Source organism: Rhodococcus sp. BE178 (assembly GCF_050433545.1).
In the GTDB taxonomy this organism is placed as follows: Bacteria; Actinomycetota; Actinomycetes; order Mycobacteriales; family Mycobacteriaceae; genus Prescottella.
This window is the reverse complement of the sequence record NZ_JBNPXA010000002.1, coordinates 328,562-346,981: the sequence shown is the minus strand read 5'-3', so window position 1 is coordinate 346,981 and position 18,420 is coordinate 328,562. Positions and strand designations below refer to the sequence as shown.

Below are 18,420 nucleotides of genomic sequence, written 5' to 3'. Positions count from 1 at the left end.
GACGGCATGTCTGCACCATTCCACTCTGCCCTGCTTGATGCGCTGAAACAGCGCGTTGTCATCGGCGACGGCGCCATGGGCACGATGTTGCAGGCCGCGGATCTGACTCTCGACGACTTCCTCGGCCTCGAGGGCTGCAACGAGATTCTGAACGAGACTCGCCCCGACGTGCTGCGCGACATCCATCGCGCGTACTTCGAAGCCGGCGCCGACGCGGTCGAAACCAACACCTTCGGCTGCAATCTGCCGAACCTCGCCGATTACGACATCTCCCACCGCATTCGCGATCTCTCCGAGCGGGGCACCCGCATCGCCCGTGAAGTGGCCGACGAGATGGGGCCCGGCCGCGACGGCATGGGCCGATTCGTGCTCGGCTCCATGGGGCCGGGCACCAAGCTGCCCACCCTCGGTCACGCGCCGTTCGCAGTGCTGCGCGACGCGTACGCCGAATCGGCGCTCGGCATGATCGAGGGTGGCGCGGACGCGATCCTGATCGAGACCTGCCAGGACCTGCTCCAGGTGAAGGCCGCGATCATCGGCAGCCAACATGCGATGGAGAAGCTCGGCCGCCGCCTCCCGATCATCACCCACGTCACCGTCGAGACCACCGGCACCATGCTGCTGGGCAGCGAGATCGGCGCGGCCCTGACCGCGCTCGAGCCGCTCGGGATCGACATGATCGGTCTGAACTGCGCGACGGGCCCCGCCGAGATGAGCGAGCACCTGCGCCACCTGTCGCGGCACTCGACGCTGCCGGTGTCGGTGATGCCGAACGCGGGTCTGCCGCAGCTCGGCCCCAACGGCGCCGAGTACCCACTCACGGCAGAGGAACTGGCCGTCGCGCTGTCCGGGTTCGTCAGCGAGTTCGGGCTGTCGTTCGTCGGCGGCTGCTGCGGCACGACGCCCGAGCACATCCGTCAGGTCGCCGACGCGGTCCGTCTGGTGGAGAAGGCACAGCGCAGTCCGCAGCCGGAGGACGGTACGTCGTCGCTGTACGCGGCCGTCCCGTTCGACCAGGATGCGTCGATCCTGATGATCGGCGAGCGCACCAACTCCAACGGCTCCAAGGCATTCCGTGAGGCGATGATCGCCGAGGATTACCAGAAGTGCCTCGACATCGCGAAGGACCAGACGCGCGACGGCGCGCACATGCTCGACCTCAACGTCGACTACGTGGGCCGTGACGGCGCCGCCGACATGTCCGCTCTCGCGAGCCGGTTGGCGACGGCGTCGACGCTGCCGATCATGCTGGACTCCACCGAGCCGAACGTCCTGCAGGCCGGACTCGAACACCTCGGCGGCCGGTGTGCCGTGAACTCGGTCAACTACGAGGACGGCGACGGTCCGAACTCGCGCTACCAGCGGATCATGAGGCTCGTCAAGGAGCACGGCGCGGCCGTCGTCGCGCTGACGATCGACGAGGAGGGTCAGGCCCGCACCGCCGAGCACAAGGTCCGCATCGCCGAGCGTCTCATCGAGGACATCACCACGACGTGGGGTCTGGCGGAGTCGGACATCATCATCGACGCGCTGACGTTCCCGATCTCCACCGGTCAGGAGGAGGTGCGCCGCGACGGCATCGAGACCATCGAGGCGATCCGCGAGATCAAGCGGCGGCACCCCGACGTCCACTTCACGCTCGGTATCTCCAACATCTCGTTCGGCCTCAATCCGGCCGCGCGCCAGGTGCTCAACTCGGTGTTCCTGCACGAGTGCACCGAGGCCGGCCTCGACACCGCGATCGTGCACGCGTCCAAGATCCTGCCGATGGCGCGGATCCCGGAGGAGCAGCGCGAGACCGCACTGGACCTGGTCTACGACCGTCGCCGCGAGGGATACGACCCGCTGCAGAAGCTGATGGAGCTGTTCGAGGGCGTCTCGGCCGCGTCGGCGCGTGCGTCGCGGGCCGAGGAACTCGCGGCCCTGCCGCTGTTCGAGCGCCTGGAGCGTCGGATCGTCGACGGTGAGCGCAACGGCCTCGAGGCCGACCTCGACACCGCGATGACCGAGCGTCCGCCGCTCGAGATCATCAACGAGACCCTGCTCTCGGGTATGAAGACCGTCGGCGAGTTGTTCGGCTCCGGCCAGATGCAGCTGCCGTTCGTGCTGCAGTCCGCCGAGGTCATGAAGGCGGCCGTCGCGTACCTCGAGCCGCACATGGAGTCCACCGGCGACGACGGCAAGGGGCGGATCGTGCTCGCCACCGTCAAGGGCGACGTCCACGACATCGGCAAGAACCTCGTCGACATCATCCTGTCCAACAACGGATACGAGGTCGTCAACATCGGCATCAAGCAGCCGATCGCGACCATCCTCGACGTCGCCCTCGACAAGCGCGCCGACGTCATCGGCATGTCCGGTCTGCTGGTGAAGTCGACGGTCGTGATGAAGGAGAACCTCGAGGAACTCAACACCAGGGGCGTCGCCGAGCAGTTCCCGGTGCTCCTGGGCGGTGCGGCGCTGACGCGCTCGTACGTCGAGAACGACCTGTCGGAGGTGTACGAGGGTGAGGTGTCGTACGCGCGTGACGCGTTCGAGGGCCTGCACCTGATGGACACGATCATGGCCGTCAAGCGCGGCGAGGGCCCGGCCTCGGACAGCCCGGAGGCGTTGGCGGCCAAGGCGAAAGCGGCCGAGCGCAAGGAGCGCCACGAGCGTTCCAAGCGGATCGCGGAGAAGCGCAAGGCGTCCGAGACTCCGGTGGAGGTGCCGGAGCGTTCCGACGTCGCCGACGACATCGTGGTCCCCGTACCGCCGTTCTGGGGCACCCGGATCGTCAAGGGCATCTCGCTGTCCGAGTACTCGGGACTGCTCGACGAGCGCGCACTGTTCCTCGGCCAGTGGGGTCTGCGCGGGCAGCGCGCCGGCGACGGACCGACCTACGAGGAGCTGGTCGAGACCGAGGGGCGTCCGCGCCTTCGCTACTGGCTGGACCGGCTCACCGCCGAGGGCGTTCTCGCGCATGCCGCGGTCGTGTACGGGTACTTCCCGGCGGTCTCCGAGGGCGACGACGTGGTCGTGCTCGAGTCGCCCGACCCCGATGCACCCGAACGCTTCCGGTTCACGTTCCCACGTCAGCAGCGCGACCGGTTCCTGTGCATCGCCGACTTCGTGCGCTCGCGTGAGGACGCGCGTAAGGACGGGCAGGTCGACGTGCTGCCGATGAACCTGGTGACGATGGGCCAGCCCATCGCGGACTTCGCGAACGAGTTGTTCGCGGCCAACGCCTACCGCGACTACCTCGAGGTGCACGGCATCGGCGTCCAGCTCACCGAGGCGCTCGCCGAGTACTGGCACCGCCGGGTCCGCGAGGAGCTGATCCTGCCGGGCGGACACAACATCGCCGAGCAGGACCCGTCGAACGTCGAGGACTTCTTCAAGCTCGAATACCGCGGCGCGCGTTACTCGTTCGGCTACGGCGCCTGCCCCGACCTCGAGGACCGCCGCAAGCTCGTGGCGATGCTCGAGCCGGAGCGCATCGGCGTCGAGCTGTCCGAGGAGGTCCAGCTGCATCCCGAGCAGTCCACCGACGCGTTCGTGCTGCACCACCCGGAGGCCAAGTACTTCAATGTTTGATCGGTCAGGATCGGTATCGGTCGGGACCCTGCGGGCGGTCCTGTGGGACATGGACGGCACACTGCTCGAGTCCGAGAACCTGTGGGACATCGGGGTCAAGGAGTTGTCGCTGCACCTCGGTGGCCCGATGTCGGAGGAGACCCGGCTCGCGACCATCGGGGCGTCCAGCCTGAACGCGCTCACCACGGTGTTCGCGTCGCTCGACCTCGACCCGCACCCGGAGGCGCTCGCCGACGCCAAGGCATGGCTGTACAGCCGGATGGGCGAGTTGTTCGCTGCCGGTCTGCCGTGGCGTCCCGGTGCGCAGCAGGCGCTGCGCACCGTCCGGTCGGCTGGGCTGGGGTCGGCGCTGGTCACCAACACCGACCGGGAACTGTGCGAGTTCGCGCTCGACACCCTCGGCCGCGGGCACTTCGACCACTCGGTGTGCGGCGACGAGGTGCCGGCCGGCAAGCCGGACCCCGCGCCGTACCTGCGAGCGGCCGAGCTGCTGGGTGTCGAGCCCGCCGACTGCCTCGCGGTGGAGGATTCGCCCACCGGTGCCGCCGCCGCCGACGCGGCCGGCTGCACCGTCCTGGTGATCCCGTCGCTCACGACGGTCCCGGAATCGCCCCGGCGCATCTTCCGGACCACCCTCGAGGGGCTCACCGAGTCGGACCTGCACGCGCTGCACCGGCAGGAGATCGGGTAGCCGTGGCGACGCCGAAGATCGTTCTGTTCTACCGGTTCACGCCGCTCGCCGACCCGGAGGCGATTCGGTTGTGGCAGCACACGCTCGCCGCGTCGAACAACCTCACGGGCCGGATCCTCATCTCGGAGCACGGGATCAACGCCACCGTCGGCGGCGACATCGCCGACGTCAAGCGGTACGTGCGCGGCACCCGGTCGTATGCGCCTTTCTCCGGCGCCGACATCAAGTGGTCCGACGGCACCGGTGACGACTTCCCGCGGCTGTCGGTGAAGGTCCGACCCGAGATCGTCACCTTCGGGGCGCCCGACGAACTGAAGGTCGACGCCGACGGTGTCGTGGGCGGCGGTACCCATCTGTCGCCGAACGAGCTGCACGAGTTGGTCGGCAGTCGCGGCGAGGACGTCGTCTTCTTCGACGGCCGCAACGCGTTCGAGGCGGAGATCGGGCGGTTCCGCAACGCGGTGGTTCCCGACGTCGCGACCACCCGCGACTTCGTCGCCGAACTCGACAGCGGGCGTTACGACCACCTCAAGTCCAAGCCGGTCGTCACGTACTGCACGGGCGGCGTGCGCTGCGAGGTCCTGTCGGCGCTGATGCGCAACCGGGGCTTCGAGGAGGTCTACCAACTCGACGGCGGGATCGTCCGCTACGGCGAGGCCTACGGCGACGAGGGCCTATGGGACGGATCGCTGTACGTCTTCGACAAGCGGATGAACCTCGACTTCACCGATCGCGCTGTGACACTCGGGAAGTGCACGGTCTGCGACGCACCGACGTCGCGGTTCCGCAACCACCCGGACGTCAACGGTCGTCAGCTGACGCTCGTCTGCGAGACGTGCGTTCCCGACGCGTGAGACGTCGCTGACGATGGCACGCGCGCCGCTCCCGATCCGTGACGGTCTCGGACCCGACCGGATCCGCATGCCGGCCGGGCAGCCGTCGGTGACGGTCGTCGACTACCTGCTCGGGCAGCATCCAGGCGAGGACTGGGACACCCGTCTCGGGGCGGGCGAGGTGGTGGACGAGCACGGGCGCGTCGTCGACCACACGACCCCGTACCAGCCGACGCGGTTCGTGTACTTCTATCGTGAGCCGGCGCCCGAGGTCCCGGTGCCATTCGCGGTGGACGTCCTGCACCGCGACGCCGGGCTGGTCGTCGTCGACAAGCCGCACTTCCTCGCGACCATCCCGCGCGGCGCGCACATCCGGGAGACCGTCGTGGTGCGGCTGCGCCGGGACCTGGGGCTGCCCGACCTGGTGCCGGTGCACCGGCTGGACCGGATGACGGCGGGTGTCCTGCTGTGCACCGCCGATCCGGCGCTGCGCCGGCCCTACCAGGAGATGTTCGAGAAGCAGCGGGTGCGCAAGACGTACGAGGCCATCGCCCCCGCCCTCGCCGACGGGGAGTTCCCACGCACCGTGCGCAGCCGAATCCGCAAGGTGCACGGCGAACTCACCGCGTCCGAGGAGCCGGGGGAGCCCAACTCCGAGACACTGATCGAGTTGGGCGAGCGTCGCGGCGCCCTCGCACGCTACCGGCTGCGGCCGCGCACCGGCCGCACCCACCAACTGCGCCTGCACCTCAACTCGCTGGGCGCTCCGATCGTCGGCGACAACTTCTATCCCGAGTTCCGGCGCCGCGACCCGAACGACTTCACCGACCCCCTGCGGTTGCTGGCGCGCCGCCTCGAGTTCGACGATCCGCTGACCGGGGAGCCCAGACGTTTCGAGAGCCCGCGCACGCTGGAGTACTGAGTGCGGGGCGTTCGATGTCACGTGAGACAATCGATACCCGTGAAGACCTTCGAATCCCTGTTCGCCGAGCTGACCGAGCGCGCCGCCTCCCGCCCTGAGGGATCCGGCACCGTTGCTGCGCTGGACGCTGGTGTCCATGCGCAGGGCAAGAAGGTGCTCGAGGAGGCCGGCGAGGTCTGGATCGCCGCCGAACACGAGAGCGACGAAGCCCTCGCTGAAGAAATCTCCCAGCTTCTCTACTGGGTCCAGGTCCTGATGGTGGGCAAGGGTCTGAAGCTCGAAGACGTGTACCGACATCTGTGACGGCTCGCCGTCGTCATCTGTGACGGCTCGCCGTCGTCATCTCTGAATTCGGCCTCGTCTCCTTGCACCCATCCTCTCGGAAGGACCACCACACATGCTGCGCGTAGCAGTGCCCAACAAGGGATCGCTCTCGGAATCCGCCAGCCAGATTCTGGCCGAGGCCGGATACCGTCGCCGTACCGATTCGCGTGACCTGACGGTCCTCGATCCCACCAACAACGTCGAGTTCTTCTTCCTGCGTCCCAAGGACATCGCGATCTATGTCGGATCCGGTGAACTCGATCTCGGCATCACCGGCCGCGACCTCGCACTCGATTCGGGCGCACCCGTCCACGAGCGGCTCGCGCTCGGCTTCGGCCGCTCCAGCTTCCGCTATGCCGCCCCGGCCGGAAAGGACTGGGCCGTTGAGGATCTCGCCGGACTGCGGATCGCGACGTCGTATCCGAACCTGGTGCGCTCCGACCTCGCCGCCCGCGGCCTCGACGCCACCGTCATCCGCCTCGACGGCGCCGTGGAGATCTCGATCCAGCTCGGTGTCGCCGATGCGATCGCCGACGTCGTCGGCTCCGGCCGCACCCTGCGCCAGCACAACCTGGTCGCGTTCGGTGAGTCGCTGTGCGACTCCGAGGGTGTCCTGATCGAACGTGAGGGCTCCGACGGCAACGACAAGGCCCGTAACCAGCTGATCGCGCGCGTGCAGGGCGTCGTGTTCGCCCAGCAGTACCTGATGCTCGACTACGACTGCCCCAAGGCTGTGCTCGAGCAGGCGGTCAAGGTCACTCCCGGTCTCGAGTCGCCGACCCTCTCGCCGCTCGCCGACGAGAACTGGGTGGCGGTGCGTGCGATGGTCTCCCGCAAGGTTCACAATGCGGTCATGGACGAGCTGGCCGACCTCGGCGCGAAGGCGATCCTGGCGTCCGACATCCGGTCCTGCCGCGCCTTCTGACGCTGCTCCGAACGCCGACGGCGGTGGCCCCCGTTTCCGGGAGCCACCGCCGTCGGCGTGTCCGGGTCTAGCGGGCGCGGATCTGCAGGGTCTGGTTGATGCGGCCGACCGCACCGGTCTCGTCGTGGATGACGCCGGCGCACATGCCGACACCGTCGGGCCCGTACGACGTCTCCGACGACAGCCCGATCCACTCACCCTCGGGGACGCGGAACAGGTGCACCGTCAGGTCGGTGTTGAGGAATGTCCACTCCGCGGGGTCGATCTTGGCGCCGGCACCGTTGGAGACGTCGGCGACCGTGAACAGCCGCTGGATCGGGGTGAGCGACTCACCCTCGACCAGAACGGGAATCGGGCGCGCCCACATCTGACCGGGTCCCTCGCAGCCGATCTCGGCGAGCCAGCGCCACTCCAGGCTCTTGACGAATCCGGTGCCCCAGAACGGGCCACCCAGCTCGACCTCGTGCGCCTCCGACACCGGGCGCAGGGGAGCGTCCGCGGTGTGCACGACGGCGGTGGTGGCCACCGTCTCCATGCGCCAGCCGGTGCCGCGTGCGACGGCGCGGGACGTACCGTCCGGTCCCGCCGCCCACAGTTCCGCGACGACGAGTTCGACGCGCTTGCCGGGACGCTCGATCCACGAGCGGACCTCGATGTCGGTGATCGGGATCGGTCCCAGGATCTCGACGACAACGCGGGTCAGGCGGGTGTCGGGCCGGTCGCCGCAGCGCTCGAGTGCCCGCACGAGCAGCGCCGAAGGCGGCGCACCGTGCTGCATCGTGTCGGCCCACGTGCTCGCCGTCAGCGGCGTCGACCCGAAGAGCTCGGCGCCGTCTCCGGTGCGTCCCAACGGGATGTAGTAGGCCTGATCACTCACTCGACTGTCTCCTCGAACTCCGAACTTTCCTCCGCGGGAACCGGCCAGCCCGGATACGGGGGCGGTGTTCCTCCGAAGGCGGGGCAACGCGTCTTATGGTTGCACCAATCACACAATCGCCCCGGATTGGGGCGGAAGTCACCGGTGGCCCCGGAGTCGAGGATGGCCCTCCAGATCGCCGACAGGGTCCGCTCGAAGCGGCGAAGCTCGTCCTCCTCCGGCTGGTACGTCAGCGCCTGACTGTCGCCCAGATACAGCAGCTGCAGCTGTGCCGGCACGATGCCGCGCGTCCTCATGAGCACCAGGGCGTAGAACTTCATCTGGAACAGCGCCTTGGACTCGCCCATCTCCCACGGCGCCCGACCCGTCTTGTAATCGACCACCCGCAGCAGACCGGTCGGTGACACGTCGATGCGATCGACGAACCCGCGCAACAGGACACCGTCGTCGAGCTCGGTCTCCACCCGGAGCTCACACGACTCGGGATCGAACCGGGTGGGATCCTCGAGCTTGTAGTACCCGGACACGAGCCGCCGTGCCTCCGTGAGGAATTGCCCGCGCTCCGCGGGGCCGACCAGATCGGCGAGTTCGGGGGAGGACTCCAGGAGGCGCTCCCACGCGGGTTCCACCAGCTCGCGGGCCCGCTCCGGCACCCGATCGGCGCGTGGCAGCGCGAACAGCGATTCGAGAGCCGCGTGCACCACGGTGCCCCTCACCTGTGCCTTCGACGGTGCCTCGGGGATGCGGTCGACCGCGCGGAAGCGGTACAGCAGCGGGCACTGCTTGAAGTCGCTCGCCCGCGACGGTGACAGCGCCGGTCGGCGAACCGCCCCTCGATCCGGCGACTGCGCGACCGCGCGGCCGTCGGGGACAGGGGGCGTCGGAACGGTGATGCTCACACCTGGCAGGCTATGCGCTGGGTCCGACACGGTGTCGGCCGGACGAACGAATGGAGTGGGCGCGAGATGGCATCAGGCGGACTGGGACGTAGCGGACCTTTTCAGGTCGGTGACCGCGTCCAACTCACCGATGCCAAGGGCCGGAAGTACACGGTGGTCCTGGAACCGGGCAAGGAGTTCCACACGCACCGCGGCGGCATCCTGCACGACAACCTCATCGGCTCCGACGAGGGCACCGTCGTCACGTCCACCAACGGCACGCCGTACCTGGCGTTGCGGCCCCTGCTCACGGACTACGTGCTGTCGATGCCGCGCGGCGCGCAGGTGATCTACCCCAAGGACGCCGCGCAGATCGTGCACGAGGGCGATGTGTTCCCGGGTGCCCGGGTCCTCGAGGCCGGGGCGGGCTCGGGCGCGCTGACGTGTTCGCTGCTGCGGGCCGTCGGGCCGACCGGCAAGGTCATCTCGTACGAGGTCCGCGAGGATCACGCCGAGCACGCCGTGCGGAACGTGGAGACCTTCTTCGGCGGACGGCCCGAGAACTGGGACCTGACCATCACCGACCTCGCGCAGTACGACGCCGACGTCGACGGCAAGGTCGACCGCGTCGTGCTGGACATGCTGGCCCCGTGGGATGTGCTGCCCGCCGTGTCGAAGGCGCTGGTTCCCGGCGGCGTGCTCGTCGTCTACGTCGCGACCACGACCCAGCTGTCGAAGGTCGTCGAGGCGATGCGTGAGCAGGAGTGCTGGACCGAGCCGCGTTCGTGGGAATCGATGGTGCGTGGGTGGCACGTCGTCGGCCTCGCGGTGCGTCCGGAACACCGGATGCAGGGCCACACCGCGTTCCTCGTCACCGCCCGCCGCCTCGCGGAGGGCACCGTGACCCCCAAGCCGCAGCGCCGCCCCAGCAAGGGCTGAACCGACCGAAGGGACCCTTCGTGCGCTGTGAGCGCACGAAGGGTCCCTCAGCGAATGCGGGGAGCCCGCCGGAAGGTCAGCTGCAGCTGACCTTGCCCATGCCGAGGATCTCGCAGGTGCTGGCGTCCGAGATCACCCACGCGCCGTCCTTCTGCGTGAAGGTCACGGGCACCGGCGCCCCGCCGTGCGGTCCGGCGATCTGGGTGACCGCGGTCGCGGTGCCGCCCTCGACGGTGACCTCCTTGACCTCGGCGGTCAGCGGGTAACCGGCGAGAACACCATTGAGCTGCTCGAGCAGTGCGGCGCGCTGCTCACCGTTCTCGACCACCGCGGCCTTCGCGGTCGCGGCGGCGTTGGGATCGAAGAACGTGGTGAGCTGCGCCTGCAGAACCTCCGTGGACGGGGCCGCGGCGGATGCAGCCGACGTCGTCGACGCGGCGGCCGACGTGGTGGCAGCGGCGCTGTCCGAGGAATCCGAGGAGTCTTCGGAGCTGCACGCCGTCATCCCGAGGGCGGCGACCAGGACGCCGGCGGCGACGAGCGATTTGCGGATGATCACGGTGGTTGGGCCTTTCGTTTTCTGGACTCGGTCGGTCGTTACCGGCCGGAACGAAGGTAAGGCTAACATGGTCGGTTCGGGTGGATCTCGGGATTCCGGGCAGTCCGGGAGGAAGCTCGGGCACGTGTCGCGTCACGCTTTGCCCCCGGTGCCGGTAGCGTTGATAGATCGGACTGGGAGGAGCGGCACATGAACCCGACAGAGAATCCGGACCCGGTTGCGGCGGTGCGCGAACTCGACGCCTTGCGGGCGGAGGCGGCGACGCTCCGTAGGCAACTCGCGGAGTCGCCCGAGCAGTTGCGGGAGTTGGAGTCACGCGTCGACTCGCTCACTATCCGCAACGGCAAACTGATGGACACCCTGAAGGAAGCCCGGCAGCAGCTCATCGCCCTGCGCGAAGAGGTGGATCGGCTGGGACAGCCTCCTAGTGGATACGGCGTGCTCCTCGGTATCCACGACGATCAGACCGTCGACGTGTTCACGTCGGGGCGCAAGATGCGTCTGACGTGTTCACCCAATGTCGACACCGAGACGCTGAACATGGGGCAGACCGTTCGCCTCAACGAGGCGCTCACGATCGTCGAGGCCACCAGGTTCGAGCGGGTCGGTGAGATCTGCGCTCTGCGTGAGGTTCTCGACGACGGAGAGCGCGCACTGGTGGTGGGTCACGCGGACGAGGAGCGGGTCGTCTGGCTCGCTGCGCCGCTCGCCGAGATCGCCGCCGAGGACGGCGTGAAGGATCCGGATTCCCCGTTGCGCCGGTTGCGGCCGGGCGATTCCCTGCTGGTCGACACCAAGGCCGGGTACGCCTTCGAGCGCATTCCCAAGGCCGAGGTCGAGGATCTCGTTCTCGAGGAGGTCCCGGACGTCGGCTACAACGACATCGGTGGCCTGGGCCGGCAGATCGAGCAGATCCGGGACGCCGTCGAACTGCCGTTCCTGCACAAGGATCTGTTCCACGAGTATGCGCTGCGACCGCCCAAGGGTGTCCTGCTGTACGGCCCGCCGGGCTGCGGCAAGACGCTCATCGCCAAGGCCGTCGCGAACTCCCTCGCGAAGAAGATCGCCGAATCCCGAGGGCAGGACAGCAAGGAAGCCAAGTCCTACTTCCTCAACATCAAGGGACCGGAGCTGCTGAACAAGTTCGTCGGTGAGACCGAACGTCACATCCGGATGATCTTCCAGCGGGCGCGGGAGAAGGCGTCCGAGGGCACCCCGGTGATCGTGTTCTTCGACGAGATGGACTCGATCTTCCGGACCCGCGGATCGGGTGTGTCGTCCGACGTCGAGACCACCGTCGTCCCGCAGCTCCTCAGCGAGATCGACGGCGTCGAGGGCCTCGAGAACGTCATCGTGATCGGTGCATCCAACCGCGAGGACATGATCGACCCCGCGATCCTGCGACCCGGCCGGCTCGACGTGAAGATCAAGATCGAACGCCCGGACGCCGAGTCCGCGCAGGACATCTTCTCGAAGTACCTGACCGAGACCCTGCCGCTGCACGCCGACGACCTCGCCGAGTTCAACGGCGACCGGCCGGCGTGCGTCAAGGCGATGATCGAGCGGGTCGTGGACCGGATGTACGCCGAGAGCGACGACAACCGTTTCCTGGAGGTCACGTACGCCAACGGGGACAAGGAGGTCCTGTACTTCAAGGACTTCAACTCCGGCGCCATGATCCAGAACATTGTGGACCGGTCCAAGAAGTACGCGATCAAGTCGGTGCTCGAGACGGGGTCGCCGGGTCTGCGGGTGCAGCACGTGTTCGATTCGATCGTCGACGAGTTCTCCGAGAACGAGGACCTGCCGAACACCACCAATCCCGACGACTGGGCCCGGATCTCCGGCAAGAAGGGCGAGCGGATCGTCTACATCCGCACACTGGTCACGGGCAAGAACGCCAGTGCCAGCCGCGCCATCGACACCGAGTCCAACACCGGTCAGTACCTCTAGGACCGCTCGGACCGTCTAGGACGCGGTTCGATCGAAGTAGTCGCCCAGCAGGTCCCGGGTGTCCGGCACGAACGGCCACTCCGGGTCCTGCAGGTGTTCGCGCAGTGTCTGCTCGCTCCACCACCAGCCGTCGGTGATCTCGCTGGGCTGGTGGTGGATCGGGCCGTCGTAGCGGGCCTCGAACGCGAACAGGTGGCAGCGTAGGGGCGCGCCGTCCCACGTTCCGTCCCACGCGATCCGGGAAACGGGTGACAGATCCACACCGGTGACGCCGAGTTCCTCGGCGAGTTCGCGCCGCGCGGTGACCTCCGGGGTCTCGCCGGGGTCGACGACGCCGCCGGCCAGGCAGTCGTGCATGCCTGCGAACACCGCCTTGTCCGCCGAGCGTCGGTGCACGTAGATGCGTTCCCCGTCGAGCGAGCGCAGCAGCACGCCCGCGCTCGCGTGCCAGAGCCCCTCGGCGTACACCCGGGTGCGTGGCGCGGCACCGATCACCGTGCCGTGCGCGTCGTAGACCGAGACCACTTCGTCCATGGAGTCATCGTCGCACCCAAGTTCGTCCGGCACGCTCGCCGGATCAGGCTGCAGGCGTCACCGTCATCGGGTGTACCCGACCGACGAATCGAAGGCGGAGCGATGCGGCCACGTCGACACGGCCTACTCGGAACTCGGTGACCTCAGGCGTCCACGTTCCGAAACCCTGTCCGTGAAGAGATGGTTCAGAAGCGGTGGTGCCTCCGTCTGCGGTCCAGCGTGTGCACGATCGCTGCCGCGGTGGCCGCGATGGTCCGGTCGGCGTCGCGGGCCAATCGGTCGAGGGCCCGGCGTGCCGCCGAGCCGGGAATCTCCGCCAGCGCCTGCGTGATCCGCAGCCGAGTGGCCGCGTCGTACGCGCTGTCGAGCTTGTCCTGCATGACCTCGACGACATCGTCGGCCATGGGAGAGACCGCCGCCAGAAAGCCCAGAACCTCCGCAGCCTCGACATCGCTGCGTCCCCCGAAGACCATGCCGAGGAGGATCGGCATCGAATCGGTACTGCCCCGGGAGCCGAGAGCGAGGGCCGCACGCTCGCGGACCGTGGCGTCCGAATCGTCGAGTGCGCGCCGCAGAAGCACGGTCGCCTCCGCGGCGCGCACTGCCGAGATCGCCGAAATTGCACGGCGCCGGACGTCCACGACCTCCGAATCCAGGCCGGCGGCCAGATCCGCCAAGCCCTGGCCGCCGGTCCTCGCCAACGACCACTGCAGGGCTCCGGCGACATTGGGGTCGTCCTCCGACAGGGCCGCCTCGACCAGCGCCTCGACGGGCAGTGTCGCCTTCCCGTCCTGCGACAGGATCGCCTGCTGCCGTCGGGCCCCGGACTCCGATTCGAGCGCGCGCAACAGGGCGACGGTGCGCAGGACGTCGTCCCACTCCGCCGGGGCCGCGGAGTCGACGTGCTCGAGTTTCGCGAGCAGTTCCTCCTCCGCGGCTATCCGTTGGCGCGTGTGCCGGATCAGGTCGCCCACCAGATCGGCCGGCGCGAAACCGGGTTCGTCGAGTGCGCGTCTGACCTCGTCCAAGGTCAGTCCGAGGGTCCGGAGGCTCTCGACGTGGAAGAGGCGCCGGATGTCGTCGGCGGAGTACTCGCGGTAGCCGCCGGACGTGCGGTCCGACGGCGTCACCAGTCCCAGTGCGTCGTAGTGGCGCAACATGCGTGTGCTGACCCCGGAACGCCGCGAGACCTCACCGATCAACAACCCAACTCCTCCTCACCTGTCCGAACCGGCAACGGCGACGCGCTTCGCCATCTCGACCGAGAGCGTGAACCCGCTGTCGGGATCGCGACGGAGCCGCTCGGTGGCCGCGGCATGGGCGCGAACGTGCGGATCGGGACTCGCCATGGCGGCATCCAGGACCGGTGCGGCGGCGTCCCCGAGTCCCGCAAGCGCACGGCTCAGGCTGAGCTGCATGTCCCGGTCGCCCCGTCCGAGTCCGGTCGCCAGATCGGCCGCGAGTTCGCCCTCGGCGTCGGACGGCACGAGCGCCACGGCCGCCCGCCACGCACTGCGCGCGACCTCGTCGTGCTCGTCGTGGAGGAGTGCCGACACCGCGGGCCAGGCGCGTCGATCCCCGATCTTCGACAGGGTGTGCAGCGCCTGGCTGCGGGCCTGCGGGGTATCGGACCCGAGCTCCGCGAGCAGCCTCGGCGCCGTGCTCTCGACCGGTAGACGGCACAGCGCCCAGGTCAGCATATCGCGAACGAAGAAGTCTGGTTCCATGGCACACCGGGCGACGAGGGTTTCCGTCAGGCGCGGATCGCGGCGTGTGCCTGCTGACATCGCGGCCCGCAGACGACTCGACGGGTCGGCTGTGGCCAGAGCCTCGACGAGGTGAGCATCCGGCCCACCATGGTTGGTTGTGTTCACGACAACCACCTCCTTCGTCGACCATTCGAGCCCTTGTCACAGTGTCAGGGTCAAGTGTCTACATCCGGCGGGCTTCGAGCGCATCCAGAATCAGGTCCGGTCCGTAGCTGAACTCGCTCGCATGGTTGTAGCCCGGCTGGAGGGCGTGGCGGATCAGCCTTACATACGTAAGTCCTGCAATCTGGAAATCGTATGGAGCTCGACGAACGTCCGGCTCGTGACGCGCCCCCACGGACCCCACGCCGCTCGATGCGTTTCCCGTCGAAGGCGGATATCTGGTCGTTCTCGCATCAGGGGAGTTCCTGCGCATGGACCTGGTTGCCGGCTGACCGGACCGGACATCGAGCCCGTGTCGGACTGCAGCGCATCGCGTTTCGCGCGATGCGCAGGGAGTCGGCTCCGGTCGGCACTCGTCGGAGGGCTCCATCCGGATCGGTGTGTGCCCCGACACGATTGGTCCTGATTGAGAGTCAGAGCACAGTCGCCACGAATCGTGGCGCTGGTGGATAAAGTCGGCGCAGTGGTGCCCGAGCCCAACCCCGACTGGGCTCGGGCACCGCTTCGCTGAAGGTCATCCCACCCCCGACGCGTGGGAACACCTGGAGAGACGGTCCCATGGTCACCGTTGCATCTCCGTTGCATCGCAGGTCGATGACGTTGAATCGAGCGAGCCCGCTCCGGAGCCCGGAGCGGCCACTCAGATCATTTCCGCCAGAACAGGTGGTGGGTCACGCCGCTCGGGCTGGGCACGATCTCCAGATGGAATCGGTCGCGGAGCTCATCGGGTGACTCCCAGAGTCGCAGTCCGGATCCGAATTTCACCGGTGAGACCGCCACGTGCATGGTGTCGACGAGATCGGCGTCGAGAAACTGCCTAATGGTGGTGACTCCGCCGCCGAGTCGGACGTCCTTGCCCTCGGCCGCCTGGCGCGCCTGCTCGAGGATCGTGGCGGGGTCGCCGTCGACGAAGTGGAACGTGGTGTCGGCGAGCGTGAAGGAAGGCCGCTCGTGGTGGGTCATGACGAATACCGGGGTGTGGAACGGTGGTTCGTCGCCCCACCAGCCGCGCCACTCATGGTCGTTCCAGGGTCCGCGGTGGGGGCTGAATTTGTTGCGCCCCATGATTTCGGCACCGATGTTGCGTGCAAAGTCTCGGGTGAAATAGTCGTCGAGACCGAGGCTGCCCCCGGGGTCGGTGCGCATGGGCCAGCTCGCTGTGGCGCCTGCCCAGGCGAGCATTTCGCCAGGATCGAGCCCGAACGGACACTCGAGGCTCTGGTCCTCACCGGCGGCGATTCCGTCGCTCGAAACGTTGAAGTTCTGGACTCTCAATAGTTGTTCCACTCGGATCTCCCGCACTCTGGATGATGGTTGCGGAGGTTCAGACTTCGCAGGCCGGAAAAACTCATCGCCGACGCGCTGGCGAACACTCTCCGGCCACTGAATCAGATGAGGCCGGTTGTCGGGCGGTCCATCCGAGAACGCGTCACGCGTCGGACCGGTCCGGCGATACGCTGCTATGGACGAGAGGTGGTGGCATCGTGCCCCTTCCACGTTCACTCGCCCGGGCCAACCGGGTCGGACTCAATCGTGTGGTGGTCCGCGTCGCCGGGTATCTGCCCGGGTTCGCGGTGGTGCACCATCGTGGTAGACGATCGGGGCGCACGTATCGGACACCGGTCAACGCGTTTCGGATCGGAAACGGGTACCGCTTCGCGTTGACGTACGGCACCGACAGCGACTGGGCGCGCAACGTCCTGGCGGCGGGGGAGTGCGACATCACGGTGCGCGGCCGCGTCCTTCATCTCGACGAGCCGCGTCTCGAGGTGGACCGCGGGGCACGGTGGGCACCGGCTCCGGTCGCTCTGGTGCTGCGGAGGATCGGTGCCGATTCGTACCTCCAAGGCCGGGTCACGGAACGGTGAGCGACGTGGTCCTCGGGGTGCGGGGGCGCGGAACGCTCTAGGCTCGTGCCATGCAGCGGATCATCGGTATCGAGGTCGAGTACGGCATCTCTTCGCCCACCGAGCCTTCGGCGAACCCGATTCTGACCTCCACCCAGGCGGTGCTCGCCTATGCGGCGGCCGCGGGGGTGCCCCGTGCGAAGCGCACCCGGTGGGACTACGAAGTGGAGTCGCCGCTGCGCGATGCCCGCGGATTCGACCTGGGCCGGCTCAGCGGTCCCGCGCCCGTGATCGACGCGGACGAGGTCGGCGCCGCGAACATGATCCTCACCAACGGGGCGCGGCTGTACGTCGACCACGCGCACCCGGAGTACTCGGCGCCCGAGGTGACCGACCCGATCGACGCGGTGATCTGGGACAAGGCCGGGGAGCGGGTGATGGAGGCGGCCGCACGGCACGCGTCCAGTGTTCCGGGGACCCCGCGCCTGCAGCTGTACAAGAACAACGTCGACGGCAAGGGCGCGTCGTACGGCACCCACGAGAACTACCTGATGTCCCGCGAGACGCCCTTCTCCGCCGTGATCACCGGGCTGTCCCCGTTCTTCGCTTCCCGCCAGGTGATCTGCGGTTCCGGACGCGTCGGCATCGGGCAGTCCGGCGACGAGGCCGGTTTCCAGCTGTCTCAGCGTGCCGACTATATCGAGGTCGAAGTGGGACTCGAGACGACTCTCAAGCGGGGAATCATCAACACGCGCGACGAGCCGCACGCCGACGCCGACAAATACCGCCGACTGCACGTGATCATCGGCGACGCCAACCTTGCGGAGATGTCGACGTACCTGAAGGTCGGTACCACCGCGCTTGTGCTCGATCTCATCGAGGCCGGCGTCGACCTGTCCGACCTGCAGCTCGCGCGCCCGGTCACCGCCGTCCACCACATCAGCCACGACCCGACCCTGCGTGCGACCGTCGCCCTCGCGGACGGTCGTGAACTCACCGGGCTTGCACTGCAGCGGATCTACCTCGATCGCGTCGCGAAGTTCGTGGACAGCGAGGGCAACGACGATCCCCGGGTCGCGGACATCATCGACAAGTGGGCCATGGTGCTCGATCTGCTCGAACGTGACCCGATGGAATGTGCACACCTGCTCGACTGGCCCGCGAAACTCCGCCTCCTCGAGGGATTCCGGAACCGCGAGGGGCTGTCGTGGTCGGCGCCTCGACTGCACATGATCGATCTGCAGTACTCCGACGTCCGGCTGGAAAAGGGGCTCTACAACCGGCTGGTGGCGCGCGGCTCGATGGAACGGCTCGTCAGCGAGCAGCAGGTGCTGGACGCGGTCCACAACCCGCCGACCGACACACGCGCCTTCTTCCGCGGCGAATGCCTGCGCAGGTTCGGTGCGGATATAGCGGCAGCGAGCTGGGATTCGGTGATCTTCGACCTCGGCGGTGAGTCGTTGGTCCGGATTCCGACCCTGGAGCCGCTGCGGGGCAGCCGCGCGCATGTCGGCGAACTCCTCGACTCGGTGGATTCGGCCGCTGAGCTGGTCGATCAGCTTACGAACTGATCACACCGGCGAGCCGCGCCGCGCGCTTGCAGCCCCGAAGCCACTGGTGATCGGTAGGGT

General features: G+C 68.0%; 17 protein-coding genes. 10 read left to right on the top strand and 7 right to left on the bottom strand.

Features of this window, described 5'->3' with window-relative positions:
- Positions 1–6 precede the first annotated feature (6 nt).
- From metH to hisG, 6 genes are all read left to right on the top strand, one after another.
- Positions 7–3,576, top strand: coding sequence for a methionine synthase (gene metH / locus J2X34_RS05645; protein ID WP_429516346.1), 3,570 nt, complete (start codon positions 7–9; stop codon positions 3,574–3,576).
- Complete coding sequence (locus tag J2X34_RS05640) at positions 3,569–4,267, top strand: HAD family hydrolase (RefSeq protein ID WP_429516345.1); 699 nt, start codon at positions 3,569–3,571, stop codon at positions 4,265–4,267. The genes metH and J2X34_RS05640 overlap by 8 nt, the downstream gene beginning before the upstream one ends.
- 2 nt (positions 4,268–4,269) lie before the next feature.
- The gene (locus tag J2X34_RS05635; protein ID WP_429516344.1) at positions 4,270–5,121 is read left to right on the top strand and encodes a rhodanese-related sulfurtransferase; all 852 of its coding nucleotides are present in this window, start codon (positions 4,270–4,272) and stop codon (positions 5,119–5,121) included.
- 13 nt (positions 5,122–5,134) lie between these two features.
- The gene (locus tag J2X34_RS05630; RefSeq protein WP_429516343.1) at positions 5,135–6,022 is read left to right on the top strand and encodes a pseudouridine synthase; all 888 of its coding nucleotides are present in this window, start codon (positions 5,135–5,137) and stop codon (positions 6,020–6,022) included.
- A gap of 21 nt (positions 6,023–6,043) precedes the next feature.
- The gene (locus J2X34_RS05625) at positions 6,044–6,325 is read left to right on the top strand and encodes a phosphoribosyl-ATP diphosphatase (protein ID WP_174910124.1); all 282 of its coding nucleotides are present in this window, start codon (positions 6,044–6,046) and stop codon (positions 6,323–6,325) included.
- 94 nt (positions 6,326–6,419) lie between these two features.
- Positions 6,420–7,271 (top strand): ATP phosphoribosyltransferase, encoded by an 852-nt coding sequence (hisG, locus tag J2X34_RS05620; protein WP_114723083.1) that lies wholly within the window; start codon positions 6,420–6,422, stop codon positions 7,269–7,271.
- Positions 7,272–7,338: 67 nt separating this feature from the next.
- On the opposite strand, the gene J2X34_RS05615 is transcribed toward hisG, so the two are convergent.
- Together J2X34_RS05615 and J2X34_RS05610 are read right to left on the bottom strand one after the other, a co-directional pair.
- On the bottom strand, positions 7,339–8,148 hold the full coding sequence (locus J2X34_RS05615) for a thioesterase family protein (RefSeq protein ID WP_114723084.1): 810 nt from the start codon (positions 8,146–8,148) through the stop codon (positions 7,339–7,341).
- Positions 8,145–8,960 (bottom strand): RecB family exonuclease, encoded by an 816-nt coding sequence (locus tag J2X34_RS05610; protein WP_429516429.1) that lies wholly within the window; start codon positions 8,958–8,960, stop codon positions 8,145–8,147. Before J2X34_RS05610 ends, J2X34_RS05615 begins: the two co-directional genes overlap by 4 nt.
- Before the next feature lie 153 nt (positions 8,961–9,113).
- On the opposite strand from J2X34_RS05610, the gene J2X34_RS05605 reads away from it, so the two are divergent.
- A complete protein-coding gene (locus J2X34_RS05605) occupies positions 9,114–9,965 on the top strand; it encodes a tRNA (adenine-N1)-methyltransferase (RefSeq protein ID WP_429516342.1) in 852 nt (283 codons plus the stop codon).
- A gap of 76 nt (positions 9,966–10,041) precedes the next feature.
- On the opposite strand, the gene J2X34_RS05600 is transcribed toward J2X34_RS05605, so the two are convergent.
- The gene (locus J2X34_RS05600) at positions 10,042–10,524 is read right to left on the bottom strand and encodes a nuclear transport factor 2 family protein (RefSeq protein WP_429516341.1); all 483 of its coding nucleotides are present in this window, start codon (positions 10,522–10,524) and stop codon (positions 10,042–10,044) included.
- A 189-nt stretch (positions 10,525–10,713) separates the two neighbouring features.
- On the opposite strand from J2X34_RS05600, the gene arc reads away from it, so the two are divergent.
- Positions 10,714–12,477 carry a proteasome ATPase gene (arc, locus tag J2X34_RS05595; protein WP_114723088.1) on the top strand — a complete coding sequence of 588 codons (1,764 nt, stop codon included), beginning with the start codon at positions 10,714–10,716 and terminating at the stop codon, positions 12,475–12,477.
- A gap of 15 nt (positions 12,478–12,492) precedes the next feature.
- Here the strand turns inward: arc and J2X34_RS05590 are convergent, their stop codons facing one another.
- From J2X34_RS05590 to J2X34_RS05575, 4 genes are all read right to left on the bottom strand, one after another.
- Positions 12,493–13,011 (bottom strand): NUDIX hydrolase, encoded by a 519-nt coding sequence (locus J2X34_RS05590; RefSeq protein ID WP_429516340.1) that lies wholly within the window; start codon positions 13,009–13,011, stop codon positions 12,493–12,495.
- Positions 13,012–13,196: 185 nt separating this feature from the next.
- Positions 13,197–14,216 carry a MerR family transcriptional regulator gene (locus J2X34_RS05585; protein WP_429516339.1) on the bottom strand — a complete coding sequence of 340 codons (1,020 nt, stop codon included), beginning with the start codon at positions 14,214–14,216 and terminating at the stop codon, positions 13,197–13,199.
- A gap of 12 nt (positions 14,217–14,228) precedes the next feature.
- Positions 14,229–14,894 (bottom strand): HEAT repeat domain-containing protein, encoded by a 666-nt coding sequence (locus J2X34_RS05580; RefSeq protein ID WP_429516338.1) that lies wholly within the window; start codon positions 14,892–14,894, stop codon positions 14,229–14,231.
- A 693-nt stretch (positions 14,895–15,587) separates the two neighbouring features.
- On the bottom strand, positions 15,588–16,229 hold the full coding sequence (locus tag J2X34_RS05575) for a dihydrofolate reductase family protein (RefSeq protein WP_174910134.1): 642 nt from the start codon (positions 16,227–16,229) through the stop codon (positions 15,588–15,590).
- A gap of 197 nt (positions 16,230–16,426) precedes the next feature.
- Here J2X34_RS05575 and J2X34_RS05570 point away from each other — a divergent pair, with 197 nt between their 5' ends.
- Entirely contained in the window at positions 16,427–16,810 is a 384-nt protein-coding gene (locus tag J2X34_RS05570; RefSeq protein ID WP_429516337.1) for a nitroreductase family deazaflavin-dependent oxidoreductase, read from the top strand.
- A 50-nt stretch (positions 16,811–16,860) separates the two neighbouring features.
- Complete coding sequence (dop, locus tag J2X34_RS05565; RefSeq protein WP_114723092.1) at positions 16,861–18,360, top strand: depupylase/deamidase Dop; 1,500 nt, start codon at positions 16,861–16,863, stop codon at positions 18,358–18,360.
- Positions 18,361–18,420: the final 60 nt, after the last annotated feature.